Origin of the sequence: Curtobacterium sp. 1544, assembly GCF_040544915.1 — a bacterium.
GTDB lineage: Bacteria > Actinomycetota > Actinomycetes > Actinomycetales > Microbacteriaceae > Curtobacterium > Curtobacterium pusillum_C.
In genome coordinates this window covers 59,895-75,664 of sequence record NZ_JBEPKX010000016.1, presented here as the reverse complement: position 1 = coordinate 75,664, position 15,770 = coordinate 59,895, and the positions used below count along the sequence as shown (strand labels likewise).

General features: G+C 70.5%; 15 protein-coding genes. 14 read left to right on the top strand and 1 reads right to left on the bottom strand.

Going from position 1 to position 15,770, the window contains the following annotated elements:
• Positions 1–53: 53 nt before the first annotated feature.
• The 11 genes from ABIC61_RS11215 (at position 54) to ABIC61_RS11165 (ending at position 10,624) form a co-directional block, all read left to right on the top strand.
• Positions 54–2,222, top strand: a complete 2,169-nt coding sequence (locus tag ABIC61_RS11215) for an ATP-dependent Clp protease ATP-binding subunit (protein ID WP_354029960.1) — start codon at positions 54–56, stop codon at positions 2,220–2,222.
• Positions 2,223–2,307: 85 nt separating this feature from the next.
• The gene (locus tag ABIC61_RS11210) at positions 2,308–2,862 is read left to right on the top strand and encodes a DUF2231 domain-containing protein (RefSeq protein ID WP_354029959.1); all 555 of its coding nucleotides are present in this window, start codon (positions 2,308–2,310) and stop codon (positions 2,860–2,862) included.
• Positions 2,863–2,921: 59 nt separating this feature from the next.
• Entirely contained in the window at positions 2,922–3,044 is a 123-nt protein-coding gene (locus ABIC61_RS11205) for a hypothetical protein (protein ID WP_354029958.1), read from the top strand.
• Positions 3,045–3,066: 22 nt separating this feature from the next.
• Positions 3,067–3,720, top strand: a complete 654-nt coding sequence (locus tag ABIC61_RS11200; RefSeq protein ID WP_354029957.1) for a response regulator transcription factor — start codon at positions 3,067–3,069, stop codon at positions 3,718–3,720.
• A complete protein-coding gene (locus ABIC61_RS11195; RefSeq protein ID WP_354029956.1) occupies positions 3,717–4,880 on the top strand; it encodes a sensor histidine kinase in 1,164 nt (387 codons plus the stop codon). The genes ABIC61_RS11200 and ABIC61_RS11195 overlap by 4 nt, the downstream gene beginning before the upstream one ends.
• A 47-nt stretch (positions 4,881–4,927) precedes the next feature.
• A complete protein-coding gene (locus ABIC61_RS11190) occupies positions 4,928–5,434 on the top strand; it encodes a hypothetical protein (protein WP_354029955.1) in 507 nt (168 codons plus the stop codon).
• A 29-nt stretch (positions 5,435–5,463) separates the two neighbouring features.
• Positions 5,464–5,982 (top strand): hypothetical protein, encoded by a 519-nt coding sequence (locus ABIC61_RS11185; RefSeq protein WP_354029954.1) that lies wholly within the window; start codon positions 5,464–5,466, stop codon positions 5,980–5,982.
• Positions 5,979–7,058, top strand: a complete 1,080-nt coding sequence (locus tag ABIC61_RS11180; RefSeq protein WP_354029953.1) for a peptidoglycan-binding protein — start codon at positions 5,979–5,981, stop codon at positions 7,056–7,058. The genes ABIC61_RS11185 and ABIC61_RS11180 overlap by 4 nt, the downstream gene beginning before the upstream one ends.
• Positions 7,055–7,795, top strand: coding sequence for an ABC transporter ATP-binding protein (locus tag ABIC61_RS11175; protein ID WP_354029952.1), 741 nt, complete (start codon positions 7,055–7,057; stop codon positions 7,793–7,795). Before ABIC61_RS11180 ends, ABIC61_RS11175 begins: the two co-directional genes overlap by 4 nt.
• Positions 7,792–8,985, top strand: coding sequence for an ABC transporter permease (locus ABIC61_RS11170; protein WP_354029951.1), 1,194 nt, complete (start codon positions 7,792–7,794; stop codon positions 8,983–8,985). Before ABIC61_RS11175 ends, ABIC61_RS11170 begins: the two co-directional genes overlap by 4 nt.
• Before the next feature lie 187 nt (positions 8,986–9,172).
• Positions 9,173–10,624 carry an SPFH domain-containing protein gene (locus ABIC61_RS11165; protein ID WP_354029950.1) on the top strand — a complete coding sequence of 484 codons (1,452 nt, stop codon included), beginning with the start codon at positions 9,173–9,175 and terminating at the stop codon, positions 10,622–10,624.
• Positions 10,625–10,652: 28 nt separating this feature from the next.
• Here the strand turns inward: ABIC61_RS11165 and ABIC61_RS11160 are convergent, their stop codons facing one another.
• Complete coding sequence (locus tag ABIC61_RS11160; protein ID WP_354029949.1) at positions 10,653–11,087, bottom strand: hypothetical protein; 435 nt, start codon at positions 11,085–11,087, stop codon at positions 10,653–10,655.
• 230 nt (positions 11,088–11,317) lie between these two features.
• Between ABIC61_RS11160 and ABIC61_RS11155 the strand changes: the two genes are divergently transcribed.
• The 3 genes from ABIC61_RS11155 (at position 11,318) to ABIC61_RS11145 (ending at position 15,745) form a co-directional block, all read left to right on the top strand.
• Positions 11,318–13,378: an MDR family MFS transporter gene (locus ABIC61_RS11155; protein ID WP_354029948.1), complete on the top strand. Its 2,061-nt coding sequence runs from the start codon at positions 11,318–11,320 to the stop codon at positions 13,376–13,378.
• Positions 13,379–13,437: 59 nt separating this feature from the next.
• Positions 13,438–14,040 (top strand): TetR family transcriptional regulator, encoded by a 603-nt coding sequence (locus ABIC61_RS11150; RefSeq protein ID WP_354029947.1) that lies wholly within the window; start codon positions 13,438–13,440, stop codon positions 14,038–14,040.
• A 370-nt stretch (positions 14,041–14,410) separates the two neighbouring features.
• Positions 14,411–15,745, top strand: a complete 1,335-nt coding sequence (locus ABIC61_RS11145) for an enolase C-terminal domain-like protein (protein WP_354029946.1) — start codon at positions 14,411–14,413, stop codon at positions 15,743–15,745.
• Positions 15,746–15,770: the final 25 nt, after the last annotated feature.

Genomic DNA, 15,770 nt, shown 5'->3' with positions numbered 1-15,770 from the left:
GTTGAGTGGAGTAGACTCAAGTACACGCACACCGTGACGAAAGGACGGAACGCATGGCGAACCTCCAGGGTGCTCCTGACTCGCAAGAGCGACAGAAGACCGCCCTCGAGCAGTACGGCGTCGACCTCACGGCGATCGCCCGGAGCGGCAAGCTCGACCCGGTGATCGGCCGTGACGCCGAGATCCGGCGCGTCAGCCAGGTGCTGACCCGCCGCACCAAGAACAACCCCGTGCTCATCGGGGAACCCGGCGTCGGCAAGACCGCCGTCGTCGAGGGCCTCGCGCAGCGCATCGTCGCCGGCGACGTCGCCGACTCCCTCAAGGACAAGCGACTCGTGTCGCTCGACATCTCCGCCCTCATCGCCGGCGCGAAGTACCGCGGCGAGTTCGAGGAGCGGCTCAAGGCCGTGCTCAAGGAGATCAACGACTCCGAAGGGCAGGTCATCACGTTCATCGACGAGCTGCACACCCTCATGGGCGCCGGTGGTGGCGAGGGCTCCGTCGCCGCGTCGAACATGCTCAAGCCGATGCTGGCCCGTGGCGAACTGCGGCTCATCGGCGCGACGACCCTCGACGAGTACCGCGAGTACATCGAGAAGGACGCCGCACTCGAGCGCCGCTTCCAGCAGGTCTACGTGGGGGAGCCCAGCGTCGAGGACGCCGTGGCGATCCTCCGCGGGCTCAAGGAACGGTACGAGGCGCACCACAAGGTGTCGATCAACGACTCCGCCCTCGTGGCTGCGGCAAGCCTGTCGAACCGGTACATCTCCGGGCGACAGCTGCCGGACAAGGCGATCGACCTCATCGACGAGGCAGCGAGCCGACTCCGCATGGAGATCGACTCCAGCCCGGTCGAGATCGACGAGTTGAAGCGGAACGTCGACCGGTTGCGTGTCGAGGAGTTCGCGCTCAAGCAGGAGAAGGACGACGCCTCGAAGGCGCGCCTCGAGACCCTCCGGAACGAACTGCACACGCGTGAGGAACGCCTCGCCGCCCTCGAGCAGCGCTGGCAGGCCGAGCGCGCGAGCCTCAACCGGATCGGCGAGCTCAAGCAGCAGCTCGACGACCTCAACATGCGCAGCCAGCGGGCCCAGCGCGAAGCCGACTACGCCACCGTGTCGCGGCTCGAGTACGCCGATAAGCCGCGCATCGAAGCGGAGCTCGCCGCTGCCGAACGAGCCGGGTCCACCGACCGGATGGTCAACGACAGTGTCACCGACGAGGACATCGCCGCCGTGATCGCGCAGTGGACGGGCATCCCGCTGGGGCGGCTGCTCCAGGGCGAGACCGAGAAGCTGCTGCACCTGGAGAACGAACTGGGTCGCCGGATCATCGGGCAGCGCTCCGCAGTGAGCACCGTGTCCGAGGCCGTCCGTCGCACCCGCGCGGGCATCTCCGACCCGGACCGTCCGACGGGCTCGTTCCTGTTCCTCGGCCCCACCGGTGTCGGCAAGACCGAGCTGGCCAAGGCGCTCGCCGAGTTCCTGTTCGACGACGAGAAGGCCCTCGTCCGCATCGACATGAGCGAGTACGGCGAGAAGCACTCGGTCGCGCGGCTCATCGGCGCCCCGCCCGGGTACGTCGGGTACGAGGCCGGCGGGCAGCTCACCGAGACCGTCCGGCGGCGCCCGTACTCCGTGGTGCTGCTCGACGAGATCGAGAAGGCGCACCCCGAGGTGTTCGACGTGCTGCTGCAGGTCCTCGACGACGGTCGCCTGACCGACGGGCAGGGCCGGACGGTGGACTTCCGGAACACGATCCTCATCCTGACGTCGAACCTCGGCTCGCAGTTCATGACGGACCAGTCGCTCACCGACGTCCAGCGTGACGAGGCGGTCCGGGAGCTCGTGCAGCAGGCCTTCCGCCCCGAGTTCATCAACCGACTCGACGACATCGTCGTGTTCCAGGCGCTCACGGAGGAGGACCTCGGCCAGATCGTCTCGCTGTACGTCGACCGACTCGCACGTCGGCTGACGGACCGTCGGCTCGAGCTGGCGGTCACCCCGGATGCCCGGGCCTGGCTCGCCGAACGCGGGTACGACCCGGTGTACGGCGCGCGGCCGCTCCGCCGGCTCATGCAGCGGCAGATCGACGACCGCCTCGCGCGGGCGATCCTGTCGGGTGACGTCCGGGACGGCGACACCGTCCGCGTGGACGTCGCCGCAGGCGGCGACGAGCTGACGGTCGAGCCGTTCGAACTGGCGGAGATCGTCGAGGAGTAGACCGACGCACTGAACGCGGCTGCCTGGAGGCCCGCCACCGGTTCCTGAGACCGGTGACGGGCCTCCAGGGTGTTGGCTGCAGGGCATGCCTGAGATCCGCGCGTTCCGTCGCCTCACCGACGCCGTCGAGCACGCGAGCGTGCTCGACAAGGCCGTCGACATCGATCGCTCCGTCGTCCGCGCCCTCGCGAAGCCGAAGGCCCTCCGGCAGTTGCTGCACGGTGTGCCCTTCGGGCACCCGCTGCACCCGCTCATGGTGCAGGTCCCGCTCGGCGCGTGGATCTCCGCCGCGGTCCTCGACCTGATCGGCGGGAAGGGGAACGCGAAGGCCGCGAAGACCCTCGTCGGGGTCGGGCTCGTGTCCTCCGGGAGCGCGAGCGTGGCCGGGTACGTCGACTGGTCCGAGCTCGACCGCGAACAGCTCCGGACCGGGTGGGTGCACCAGGCCGTGAACTGGGCGGGCATCTCGCTGTACGGGCTGTCGTGGATGCAGCGGAAGCGCGGGAACCACGGAGCCGGGAAGCTCCTCGGGTTCGCCGGACTCGCGGTCGTCGGGGTCGGCGGGTACCTCGGTGGACACCTCGCGTACCGGCAGCGCGCCGGTGTGAGCCGTGACGGCGAGGTGCCGTTCGACGCCTGACCCGCCCCGGCGGTGCGCCGGTTACGGTGACGAAACACCATGCCCCGAAGACTCGGGGTATGGACCACCTCAGCATCGATACCGTCCCGCTCGTCGTCTTCCCGCGTGCCGGCGGCGCCGAGTTCGTCATCAGCGTCGACGAGCAGGCGGGGGTGGTCCGTGTCGACCCAGCGCACTCATAGGAACATCGTATGCAGTACATGTATGCGTGTACTCGTGGTGGACGATGAGGTCGCCCTCGCCGACCTCGTCGCGAAGGGTCTGACCCGGCAGGACATGGCGGTCGACGTCGCCTACCGCGGTGACCACGCCGACGAGCTGCTCGCGGTGAACGACTACGACGTCGTCGTGCTCGACCGGGACATCCCGGGGGTGCACGGGGACGAGGTCGCCCGCCGTCTCGCCGCCCGCGGCAGCCTCACCCGGATCATCATGCTCACGGCGGCGACCACGCTGACCGATCGCGTGAACGGCCTCGAGCTCGGCGCCGACGACTACCTGCCGAAGCCGTTCGAGTACCCGGAACTCGTCGCACGGGTCCGTGCCCTCGGCCGGCGCAGTGTCGCCCCGGTCGCACCCGTCCTCGAACGCTCCGGGCTGCTCGTGGACACCAACCGACGCATGGCCACGCGTGACGGGCGGCCGCTCGACCTCACCTCGAAGGAGCTCGGGGTGCTCGAGACGCTCCTCCGGGCGGACGGGCGCATCGTCTCCGCCGAGGAACTCCTCGAGAAGGTCTGGGACATGAACATCGACCCGTTCACCGCGGCGGTGCGGGTCACGATGTCGAAGCTCCGCAAGAAGCTCGGCGACCCGGACCCGATCCGGACGGTCCCGGGCAAGGGCTACGCGCTGTGAGGCGGGTGGGGCGGACCTGGAGCATCCGCACCCGGACCGCCCTGGTGTTCGCGCTCGCGGCGATGGCGCTCGCCACCGGGGTGGTCGTGTTCTCGAACCTCATGTCGCAGGCCGGGGTCGGTACGGCGTACGCGACGACCCGCGCAGCAGCGGAGGTCGAGCAGTGGCGGGTGTCCACGGCGTCACCGGCGCCGCTCGCGTCGGCAGAGCCGGACGACGATGCGACGCAGTTGCCCTCGGCGGCGGTCGTGCGGCTCGTCGCCGTGCAGCAGTGGCAGTGGTCCGCGATCGGGATCGCGGGCGCGGGCGTCCTCGCCGGTGGTCTGGGGTGGTTCGTCAGCCGACGCATGCTCCGACCGATCGACCGGATCACGGCGACGGCGAACCGGATCACGGCGTCGAACCTCCACGAACGCATCGCCCTCGACGGGCCGGACGACGAGCTCCGGCGGTTGTCCGGCACGGTCGACGACCTGCTCGACCGGCTGCAGACGGCGTTCGAGAGCCAGCGGCGCTTCGTCGCGCAGGCGTCCCACGAGCTCCGGACGCCGCTCGCCGTCCAGCGGGCTGCGATGCAGATCGGGTTGCACGACGGCGCCGACACCTCGGACGTCCGTGCCATCCGCCAGGAACTCCTGGAGCAGAACCGGCGCACCGAGCACCTCGTCGAGTCGCTCCTGGTGCTCGCCGAAGCCGATCGTGGTCTCGCTGGCGACGAGCAGGAGATCGACCTCGCGGAGCTCGCCGACGAGGTCGTAGCGGGAGCCGCCGGGGGTGCCCACGAGGCGGGCGTGACGCTCGTCCACGAAACGCACGACGCGCCTCCAGGCCGTCAGCACGTCGCCGGTGAGCCGACGTTGATCCGGCAGCTGCTCGTGAACCTCGTCGGCAACGCCGTCGAGTACAACGAACCCGACGGGTTCGTGCGCGTGACCACGCGCGGCGACGGCTTCGTCGTCGAGAACTCCGGACCCGTCGTGCCTCCCGAGATCGCGCCGCTGCTCGTCGAACCGTTCCGACGCTGCACGTCGTCGTCCGGTGGCCGGCACAGCGGCCTCGGGCTGTCGATCGTCGCGTCGATCGTGCACGCACACGGCTGGCAGTTGGACGTGTCCGCACGGGCCGACGGCGGCCTGCGCGTCGACGTTTCGTCGGTGTAACCCGGCGAGTACACGGGCCGAAACAGGCGATCCGGTGTGCTGGTCACATGAAGCACACCACACGAAGTCGGCGCACCGTCCTGGCCGCCGCCGCGCTCCTCTGCGCGCTGCCCCTCGCCCTCGCGGCGTGCTCCTCGGGGTCCGGGGCGCCGTCCGCGAAGGACACCACCGTCGGCGTCGGCGTCGAGTGGGGTGCCTGCATGCGGGAGGCCGGGTTCGAGGTCGAGGACCCGGACGACGCCAGTGTCGAGTCCGGTGTCCTCGCCGCCCCACCCGGCGCCGAACAAGAGGAGTTCCAGCGCGCCGGGGCCCGCTGCGCGAAGGACGCCGGGGTGCAGGGAACGAGCAAGGCGGACAAGCAGGAGTGGGAGCGGCAGTACGCGAAGGTGGCTTCGTGCATCCGTGAGAACGGCTACGAGGACTTCCCGGAGCAGCGGCCCGGCGGCATCTCCACTGAGGGGTACCCGCGTGCCGAAGAAGTCGGGTTCGAGACGGCCATGCACGACTGCCTCGCCGAGTTCGCGCCCGACACCAAGACCCAGAACGTCGGCTGACCCGCTCAGCCGCAGGAGGAAGGAAGATGATGAAGAACACCACCAAGACCGCCCGACGCACCCGCTCGCTCGTGGCCGTCGGCGCAGCCGCCGTGCTGCTGCCGGGACTGCTCGCCGCGTGCTCGAGCGGGACGCCGAAGGCCGAGGAGACCTCCGCGTCGAAGTCCGGCTCGGGCGCCTCGCTGGCCTCGTGCATGCGGGACAAGGGGTACGACATGCCGGACCCGTCGTCCAGCGGCCGGGGTACGACCCTCAGCGCGCCGGAGGGTGTCGACCAGGAGCAGTGGGGCAACGACCTGCAGTCCTGCATGGGCGAGTCCAGCGGCGCCGGTGACGGCGGGTTCCAGGCGGCCAAGCCGATGCCGGGATCGGACGAGAAGCTCAAGGAGATGGCGCAGTGCATCCGCGACGGCGGGTTCTCCGACTACCCGGATGGGCAGGACGCCCAGGCGAAGTACCAGGCCGACGACCAGTCGGCCTTCGAAGAGGTGGCCGGGAAGTGCAGCGATGAGGCCTTCGGCGAGGGCGGAACGGTAGTGGAGCAGTGACCACCTGGACCCGCAAGCGAGCGACGGTCGCGGGAGTCTGCCTGGTGGCGGCGCTCGCCGCGGGGGCGGGCACGTGGGCGATCGTGGACCCCTCGAAGCAGGCGTCGGCGTCTTCCTCTTCGTCGTCGTCTGACGGAGGCAGTGGTGGCGCTCGCGGCGGCTCCACGGGACCGACCGCGACCGTCGACAAGGGCGACCTGACCGACTCGAAGGTGTTCGCCGGCACGCTCGGTTACGGCACCGCGAATGGCGTCCCCGGAGCGGCATCGGGCACCCTGACGTGGCTTCCGAAGCCCGGGCAGGTCATCCGGAGCGACGAGTTCCTCTACGCCGTCGACGAGCGCGGGGTCCGGGCGATGCACGGGACCGTGCCGCTCTGGCGGTCGCTCGAGCGTGGGCTGAAGGGCACCGACGTGCGGCAGCTCAACCAGAACCTCGCGGCGCTCGGGTACGACGTCTCGGTCGACGACACGTTCGGGCCGCGGACCCAGCGCGCGGTGAAGCAGTGGCAGACGGACCGGGGCCACAAGGTCACCGGCGTCATCACGAGCGCGGACATCGCGTTCGTCGACGGCGACGTCCGGGTGGCCTCCGTCGACGGCAAGCTCGGGCAGCCGGCGGGAGGCGACGTCCTCACGGTGACGAGTACGAAGCGGATCGTGACCGCGACGGTGTCCCAGCGCGATGCCGAGCGTCTGGCCGTCGGCACGAAGGTGCGCGTCCGGATCAACGGCACCGGCGACGCAATGTCCGGCGAGGTCACCGACCTGCAGCCGAACACGAGTGAGGACGGCGGCTCGAAGGTCGACGTCTCGGTGTCGTTCGACGCCGGGACGCGCCAACTGCCCGCGGCCGCGTCGGCCCAGATCGACGCCGAGGGCACCACCGAGAAGGGCGTGCTGTCGGTGCCGATCGCGGCACTGGTCGCGGGCGACGGCGGGAAGTACAGCGTCGACGTGGTGCGGCGGGACGGGACGACGAAGCGGGTGCGGGTCACGCCCGGGTTCATCGCCGACGGTCGGATCGCGATCACGGGCGGCGTGTCCGAGGGCGACGAGGTCGTGGTGCCCGGATGACCGGGTCTGTACTGCAATTGCGGGACGTCACGAAGACGTACGGCGACGTCGGTGCCCTGCGGGGGGTCACGCTCGACGTCGCGCCCGGCGAACTGCTGGCCGTGGTCGGGCCGTCCGGCTCGGGCAAGTCGACGATGCTCAACATCATCGGCACGCTCGACCGCCCGACCTCGGGCACCGTCACGATCGCCGGCAACGACGTCGACGCCATGTCCGACAACGAGCTGTCGCAGCTGCGCGCCGACCACGTCGGGTTCGTGTTCCAGCACTTCCACCTGCAGGTCGGTGCCACCGCGGCGGAGAACGTCGCCGATGGCCTGCTCTACGCCGGGACCGGTCGTCGGGAACGGCACCGCCGGGCGGTCGCGGCGCTCGAGCGGGTGGGCCTCGGCGGCCGAGTCGACCACCGGCCGAACCAGCTGTCCGGTGGCGAGAAGCAGCGTGTGGCGATCGCGCGGGCGATCGTCGGGGACCCGACGATCCTGCTCGCCGACGAGCCGACCGGTGCGCTGGACTCCGCGTCGGGGGCCGCGATCCTGGAGCTGCTGCGCGAGCTCAACCGGTCGGGGACGACCGTGCTGGTGATCACGCACGACCTGGCGCTCGCGGCCTCGCTGCCGCGCCGGGTCCGGATGCGGGACGGTGTCGTGGAGGACGACTCGACCACGTCCGGGAGCGACGGCGACGGCGACGTCGACGCCGCTTCGCTCGCGCTCGCCATCCGAGGTGCCCGGTGAGCGCCCGGACCCGCGGCACCGTCAGCCCCGCGGACCTGCTCCGCCTCGGCGTCTTCGGGCTCCGGACCCGTCCGGGCCGCGTCGTCCTGTCCGCCCTCGGGATCGCGATCGGCATCGCCGCGATGATCGCCGTCGTCGGCATCTCGTCGTCGAGCAAGGCGAAGGTCGACCAGGTGCTCGACGCACTCGGCACGAACGTCCTCACCGCCACGCAACCCCAGGGGTTCGGTGAGCCACAGCCCCTGCCCGCGACGGCGCTCGAGTCGGTCCTCCGGCAGGACGCCGTGCAGAGCGCCGCCGCCGTCGGGACGGTGCCGGACGCGGCGGTGTACCGGAACGAGTTCGTCCCGGCACCGGAGTCGAAGGGCATCGGCGTGATGGCCGCGTGGGGCGACGTCCCGAAAGTGCTCGGCGGGAAGCTCGTCTCGGGCCACTGGATCGACTCGTCGGCGGGTGCTCCGCCGCAGGTCGTCCTCGGTGCGGACGCCGCCGAGGCACTCGGAATCGATCGGGTCCGCCCGGACTCCCGCGTGTGGATGGGCGGCCAGTGGGTGCAGGTCGTGGGGATCCTCGGCAAGATCCAGCTCGCCGACGACCTCGACAACCAGGTGTTCGTGCCCCGAGGGCTCGCGACCGACCTCGGCTTCGACGGGTCCCCGACGGCGGTGTACACACGGGTGGACCCGTCGCGGGTCGAGGAGTCGCGGGACGTCCTCGCCGGCGCCATCCGACCCGGGTCGCCGCAGGACGTCGGCGTCACCCGACCGTCGGACGCGCTCGCCGCCAAGGACGCCACGGACGAGTCCTTCACGGGGCTGCTCGTCGGCATAGGCGGTGTGGCGCTGCTCGTCGGTGGCATCGGCGTCGCGAACACGATGGTGATCACGGTGCTCGAACGTCGGGCGGAGGTCGGGGTGCGACGTGCCCTCGGTGCCCGGCGGCGGAACATCCGTGATCAGTTCCTGGTCGAGTCGCTGCTGTTGTCGTTCCTCGGTGGGGTGGCCGGCGTGGTGATCGGGCTCGGCGTGACGATCGTGTTCGCGATCGGGCAGGGGTGGCCGATCGCGATCCCGGTCTGGGCGGTGGCCGGAGGCCTCGGAGCGACCGTCGTGATCGGTGGCGTGTCCGGGCTGTACCCGGCGGCGCGCGCAGCGCGCATCCCGCCGACGTCGGCGCTGGCCGCCGTGTGAGTCGAGTGGTGTAGTGGGGGCGCGGGGGGGGGGGGGGGGGCCCCCCCCCCCCCCCCCCGGGGGGGGGGGGGGGGGGGGGCCCCCCCCCCCCCCCCGCCTCCCGTCTGTCCGTGCGCTCTCGTAGGATGGGACGCAACGGAACAACAGATGCGGAATCCAGGCTGCGGCCTGGTCCGGAGGGGGAGTCATGGAAGTCCTGTTCGCGCTCGGAGCCGTCCCGCTGATCATCGTGGGGATCATCGTCATCGCGGTCATCGCGCTGATCTACGCCAAGCTCGTCTACCGCAACGCCGGCGCCGACGAAGCGCTCATCATCACGGGCAAGCGGTCCCGCAAGGTGAAGAACTCCGACGGCACCGAGACCGTCGAGTCCGGCATCAAGGTCGTCCTCGGCGCCGGTGTGCTCGTCCGGCCGTTCTTCGAGAAGGTCGCGAAGCTGTCGCTCAGCTCACGGGCGATCGACATCAACGTCAACGCGCAGGACTCCCGCGGCGTGACGATCGACGTCGAGGCGGTGGCGCTCGTCAAGGTGGGCGAGGCCGACGCCTCCATCCGGGCGGCGGCACAGCGCTTCCTCGGGCAGGAGAAGAAGATCGACGACTTCGCCCGAGAGGTCCTGTCGGGTTCGCTCCGCGCCTCGATCGGTGCGACCGACGTGTCGACGATCATCCGCAACCGCGACCAGCTCACCGTCGCCGTGCTCGACGTCGCGAAGGACGCCCTGCACAGCCAGGGGCTCGACGTCGACTCCTTCGAGATCAAGGGCATCTCGGACCGCAACGAGTACATCAGCGACCTCGGCCGTGCCGAGCGTGCCCGTGTCCGGCTCGAGGCCGAGAACGCCGAGGCCCAGGCCGACCGCGAAGCGCGTGAGGCCCGTGCCACCGCGGACCAGGCCATCGCCGAGGCAGAGAACACCCTCGCGATCCGGCGTGCGGCCCTGCAGCTCGACGCCGACCGTGCGTCGGCCGAAGCGGCTGCGGCCGGCCCCCTCGCCCAGGCCCGTGCGGCGCAGGGCGTCGTGGAGCAGGAGCAGCTCACCGCGCAGAAGCGTGCCGAACTCCGTCGTGCCGAGCTCGAGTCCGAGGTGTCCGCCGTCGCCGAGGCGCAGGCGCGGAAGACCCGGGTGGAGGCCGAAGCCGCCGCTGCCGCCCAGGTCGAGACGGCCCGTGCGCAGGCCGAGGCCCGTCGCATCTCGGCCGAGGCGATCGCCGCCGAGGCCAAGGCCGAAGCCGAGGCGCGCAAGCTCGCGGCCGACGCCTCCCGTGCCGAGGGTGAGGCCGCTGCCGACGCGATCCGCGCCAAGGGTCAGGCCGAGGCCGACGCCACGAAGGCCCAGGCGGACGCCCTCGCGCAGCACTCCGAGGCCGTCCTGCGGGTCAAGGCGATCGAGACCCTGCCGAGCATCGCCCGCGAGCTCGCAGCGCCGATGGGCAACATCGACAAGCTCACGGTCGTCTCGTCCGACGGTGCCGGTGCGCTCTCGAAGAGCGTCGTGAGCCAGTTCAGTGAGGTCGACGCACTGCTCGGCACCACCGCCGGGTTCACCCTGAGCGACATCGTGAAGAGCACAACGACCGGTCAGGCGGCCGCCCGTGCGGTGGCGCGCGAACAGGTGCAGGAGTCAGTGACCGAGTAGTCGGTCGCCGGTTCGGGCGCGGCGGGGATCAGTCCTCGTCGCGCCCGTTGTCGTTCCGGTGCTCACGCTGCTGCCCGCCGGCGTCCTCGCGCTGACCGTGGCCTGTGCCGTGGTCGTCACCGCGCTCGGCGTCGCGTTGGTCCGCCAGTCGTTGCTGCCAGACCACTCTGCGGGCGGCGCCCTCCAGGATGTCGTCGACGCTCCGGCCCGTCTGGGCGGCGAGGGCGCCGCTGAGACCCGCGGTGAGCGTGCCCCCGGCCGACGCCAACCGTTCGACCACCTGCTCCTGCCGCTCGGTGAGTGGTTCGTCGATCATCTCGTCGATGGTGTCGCGGATGTTCTGTTCGCTCGCGTCCAGAGCCGCCTCGTCGCCGGAGTGCAGCGCTGCTGCCTCACCGACGACGACGAGTCCGAGCCGCGCAGCATCGTCTTCCGGACGCTGGCCTTCGTGCTCGTCAGTCATGTGCGGGACCGTACGCTCCACGGTGCCGCGCTTCCTGGATCAACGGGGTACCGCGGTACCTGAGAGGCCGTTCACCGAACGTGCGCAATAGGAAATTTTGCGTTGGCAGCAAACCTGCTCGTGGTGTAAAGTTGCAGCGTCTGCAAGGTTGACCCGCCGTCATCGGCCCGCCACAACGCTCCGGCGCCCCTCGCGACCACGACCACCACACGCACCCCTGAAGGATCCCCATGTCTACTGCCACCGCACCCGTCGAGGTGCAGCGCGGACGACAGAGCTCCCCGGCCGGCCAGCCCGGGAAGCCGATCATGTCGCACCGTCAGATCCTCCTCGTCATCTACGGCCTCATGGCCGGCATGTTCCTGTCGTCGCTCGACCAGACGATCGTCGGCACGGCCATCCGCACCATCGGCGACGACCTGCACGGCCTCGACCAGCAGGCCTGGGTGACGACCGCGTACCTGATCGCGAGCACCATCACGACGCCGATCTACGGCAAGCTCTCCGACGTGTTCGGCCGTCGTCCGCTCTACATCTTCGGCATCGCGGTCTTCATCCTCGGCTCGCTGCTCTCGACGATGTCGACCTCGATGATCATGCTCGCCGCGTTCCGTGCCTTCCAGGGAATCGGTGCCGGTGCGCTGATGTCGCTGCCGCTCGCGATCATGGGTGACATCCTCGCCCCGCGTGAGCGCGCGACGTACCAGGGGTACTTCCTCGCGGTGTTCGGCATCTCGTCCGTGATCGGTCCGCTCATCGGCGGTCTGTTCGCCGGCGCGAGCACGATCCTCGGTGTCACCGGTTGGCGCTGGGTCTTCCTGATCAACGTCCCGATCGGCGTGGCCGCACTCCTCATGGTCATCGCGTTCCTGCACCTCCCGAAGTTCGGCGACGCCAAGGCCAAGCCGCGCATCGACTGGTGGGGCGCCACCTCGGTCATCGTGACCCTCGTCCCCCTCCTCCTCGTCGCCGAACAGGGCCGCACCTGGGGCTGGGGCTCGGCCGGCGCGATCGCCTGCTACGTGATCGGTGCCCTCGGTCTCGTCGCCTTCCTCGTCATCGAGACGCTCATGAAGGACGACGCGATCATCCCGCTGAAGCTCTTCCGCTCGGGCGTCTTCTCGATGGCCACGATCCTCGGCTTCCTCGTGGGCTTCGCGATGTTCGGCGCCATGCTGACCATCCCGCTGTACCTGCAGATCGTCACCGGGCTGACCCCGACCGAGTCGGGCTTCGCGACCCTGCCGATGATCGGCGGTCTGATGATCGCCTCGATCGCCTCCGGCCAGATCGTCGCCCGCACCGGCAAGTACCGGATCTTCCCGGTGATCGGCACCGCGCTCGTCTCGATCGGCTACGTCGTCCTGACGTTCATGACGATCGACAAGCCGCTCTGGTTCCTGATGATCGGCATGTTCCTGATCGGCCTCGGCCTCGGCCAGCTCATGCAGAGCATCACCCTCGCCTCGCAGAACTCGGTGCAGCCGCGCGACATGGGTGTGGCGACCAGCTCGGCGACGTTCTTCCGCCAGATCGGTGGAACGCTCGGCACCGCGGTGCTCCTGAGCGTCCTGTTCTCGATCATGCCGGCGAACATCCTGCACGCCACGGCCGACCAGAAGAACCTGACCGGCGCACTCGACGCCGCGCTCAACCCGACGGTCGCCAGCGCCAAGGCGAACCAGGGCGTCATGGACCAGATCTGGAACCCGATCGTCACGCCGATCAAGCAGCAGGTGCAGTCCGGCCTCGACGCCGCGACCGCGCAGGTGACGCAGGCCACGGCTGGTGCTCCCGAGGCGGTCCAGCAGCAGGCCCTCACCGCCGCCGCCGACAAGGCGCACGCCAGCGTGCAGGACGGCAAGCTCGTCGTCGACTGGTCCGACTCGGCCCAGCGCACGTACTGGGTGCAGGACCTTGCGCCGACCCTGTCGAAGCAGATCGACAAGGGCACCGGCGACAAGGGCTCCTCGAGCAGCGAGACGAGCGACACGTCCTACCTCAACGGTGCGGACTCCGCGCTGACGCGGCCGTTCATGACCGGCTTCAACACGTCGGCCGTCACGGTCTACTGGGTCGGGTTCGCGGTCATCCTGCTGGCGTTCGTCCTCAGCTGGTTCTTCAAGGCGCCGCCGCTCCGCAAGAGCTCGGCACTGCAGGAGCAGGCAGACAACGACCGCACGGCGGACGACCTCGAGGTCCAGGCGGTCAAGGCCGCGGACACCATGGGCTCGCCCACGGCGCCCGTCACCGGTTCCATCGCCGTCCAGCGCGGTTCGTCGGACGACTAGGCCGCTCGGGGCCTCCCACCGCACGGGTGGGAGGCCCCGATCCGCACCAGGAGCAGCACGTGACCACCACCGAAGCACCACGCAGCGCCGACGCACGCAGCGCCGCTGACAGCGGCCTGCGGGAGCGCAAGAAGCAGCAGACCCGGGCGGCGATCCACCACGCGGCGATCGACCTCGTCACGGACCGCGGGCTCGCCGGCGTCACGGTCGAGGAGATCTGCGCCGCCGCCGGGGTCTCGCCGCGGACGTTCTTCAACTACTTCCCGTCGAAGGGCCACGCCGCGCTCGGGCTCCCGACGACGACGATCCCCGCCGCGGCTCGCGAGGCCTTCCTCGCGACGTCGGGCCCGCTCGTGGCCGACCTCTGCGAGCTCGTCGCGCAGACGGTGAACCTCCCCGAGGACCGTCGCCGCATGAAGGCGCTCGTGCAGGCACGGCCGGAGATGGTGCCGACGATGCTGCAGTGGATGGCCGAGGCGCGGCTCGCCGTCGTCGAGGTCGCCGCCGAACGGACCGACGCCGACTCCGCACGGACCGCCGTCACGCTCGTGATGGCCGCCGTCATCGAGGCGGCGCACCGGTTCACGGTCGCGTCGCGCGACGAGCTGGCCGACCGCCTCCGTGAGGTGGTCGCCGAGATGGGGCGGCTCGCCGCCGCCTGACCAACGCGACGCGCGGGGACGCCCCTGGGGCACCGCGAGCACGGCCTGGAGGCGCGGTGCGGGTCCGACCCGCACCGGGCCTCCAGGCCGTTGGTGCGTTCCGACCCATCGCGGCCGACCTGGAAAGCGGAATCGCGCGTAGGGGGCAGGAATTTTCTGCCTCCCATGCGCGGAACAGCCTCGTACGCGCGGAACAGCCTCCTACGCGCGGAACGGTACCAAGGCGAACTGGGACACGAGGCCCGCAGTCATCGGGTCACTCAGGGCGGCATGTGACCAAAACGCGACCGAATCCGCTCTTGACAGCAGATACATCGGATGTTTCGATTGCCTCGTTCGGTCGACGGAGACCGGACGGGCAGGAGACACGATGAGCCGCATCACCGGTCTGCGCGTGCGCGACGTCCGGTTCCCGACCTCGCGGGAGCACGACGGGTCCGACGCGATGAACCCGGCACCCGACTACTCCGCCGCCTACGTCGAGATCACCACCGACGCCCTCGACGGCCACGTCGGCGCAGCGTTCGTCTTCACCATCGGCCGCGGCAACGAGGTGCAGGAGGCGGCGATCGCAGCCCTCCGCGAGCACGTCGTGGGTGCCGACGCCGAAGCGGTCCTCGCCGACATGGGCGGCACGTGGCGCACCCTCGTGCACGACTCGCAGCTCCGCTGGCTCGGCCCGGAGAAGGGCGTCATGCACATGGCGATCGGCGCCGTGGTGAACGCCCTCTGGGACCTCCGGGCGAAGCGCGCCGGGCAGCCGCTGTGGGCACTCCTCTCGGACCTGAGCCCCGAGGAGCTCGTCGACCTGGTCGACTTCCGGTACCTCACGGACGCGATCACCCCCGACGAGGCGCTCGACATGTTCCGCGACGCCGTCCCGCACCGTGCCGAGCGTCGTACACGACTCGAGCGCCAGGGCTACCCGGCGTACACGACCACTCCGGGCTGGCTCGGCTACGACGACGAGAAGCTCGCCCGACTCTGCCGCGAGGCCGTCGACGAGGGCTTCGCCCAGATCAAGCTCAAGGTCGGCGGCGACGTCGACGAGGACGTCCGACGGATGGGCATCGCCCGCGCCACGGTCGGCCCGGACATCCGGATCGCGATCGACGCCAACCAGCGCTGGGACGTCGACGAAGCGGTGGCCTGGATCGAACGGCTCGAGCAGTTCGACGTCGCCTGGGTCGAGGAGCCGACGAGCCCCGACGACGTCCTCGCACACGCCGAGATCGCCCGCCGCATCGCCCCGATCCCGGTCGCGACCGGCGAGCACATGGCGAACCGGGTGATCGCGAAGCAGCTCATCCAGGCCCACTCGATGTCGGTCCTGCAGATCGACGCGACCCGGGTCGCCGGCGTGAACGAGAACCTCGCGATCCTGCTCCTCGCGGCGAAGCACGGCGTCCGGGTCTGCCCGCACGCCGGCGGGGTCGGCCTGTGCGAGGCCGTCCAGCACCTGTCGATGTTCGACGCGGTCGCCCTCACCGGCGACCTCGACACCCGCTGCATCGAGTACGTCGACCACCTGCACGAGCACTTCGTGACCCCGGTCGACGTGCACGACGGGCACTACTGGCCCCCGACCGCCCCCGGCGCCGGGACCGAGATGCTCGCCGACTCCCTCGCCACGTACTCGTACCCGGACGGCCCGGTCTGGGCCGGTTCGACCGAGTCGATCCCCGACGCGGTCCGCGTCGCCTGACCAACACACCCCCACCCTCACCCGA

Coding starts and splice junctions, on each gene's coding strand:
- ABIC61_RS11160 (WP_354029949.1), bottom strand. CDS start 11,087: ATGACTGACGAGCACGAAGGCCAGCGTCCGGAAGACGATGCTGCGCGG.
- ABIC61_RS11200 (WP_354029957.1), top strand. CDS start 3,067: ATGCGTGTACTCGTGGTGGACGATGAGGTCGCCCTCGCCGACCTCGTC.
- ABIC61_RS11215 (WP_354029960.1), top strand. CDS start 54: ATGGCGAACCTCCAGGGTGCTCCTGACTCGCAAGAGCGACAGAAGACC.
- ABIC61_RS11185 (WP_354029954.1), top strand. CDS start 5,464: ATGAAGAACACCACCAAGACCGCCCGACGCACCCGCTCGCTCGTGGCC.
- ABIC61_RS11205 (WP_354029958.1), top strand. CDS start 2,922: ATGGACCACCTCAGCATCGATACCGTCCCGCTCGTCGTCTTCCCGCGT.
- ABIC61_RS11165 (WP_354029950.1), top strand. CDS start 9,173: ATGGAAGTCCTGTTCGCGCTCGGAGCCGTCCCGCTGATCATCGTGGGG.
- ABIC61_RS11210 (WP_354029959.1), top strand. CDS start 2,308: ATGCCTGAGATCCGCGCGTTCCGTCGCCTCACCGACGCCGTCGAGCAC.
- ABIC61_RS11155 (WP_354029948.1), top strand. CDS start 11,318: ATGTCTACTGCCACCGCACCCGTCGAGGTGCAGCGCGGACGACAGAGC.
- ABIC61_RS11145 (WP_354029946.1), top strand. CDS start 14,411: ATGAGCCGCATCACCGGTCTGCGCGTGCGCGACGTCCGGTTCCCGACC.
- ABIC61_RS11190 (WP_354029955.1), top strand. CDS start 4,928: ATGAAGCACACCACACGAAGTCGGCGCACCGTCCTGGCCGCCGCCGCG.
- ABIC61_RS11175 (WP_354029952.1), top strand. CDS start 7,055: ATGACCGGGTCTGTACTGCAATTGCGGGACGTCACGAAGACGTACGGC.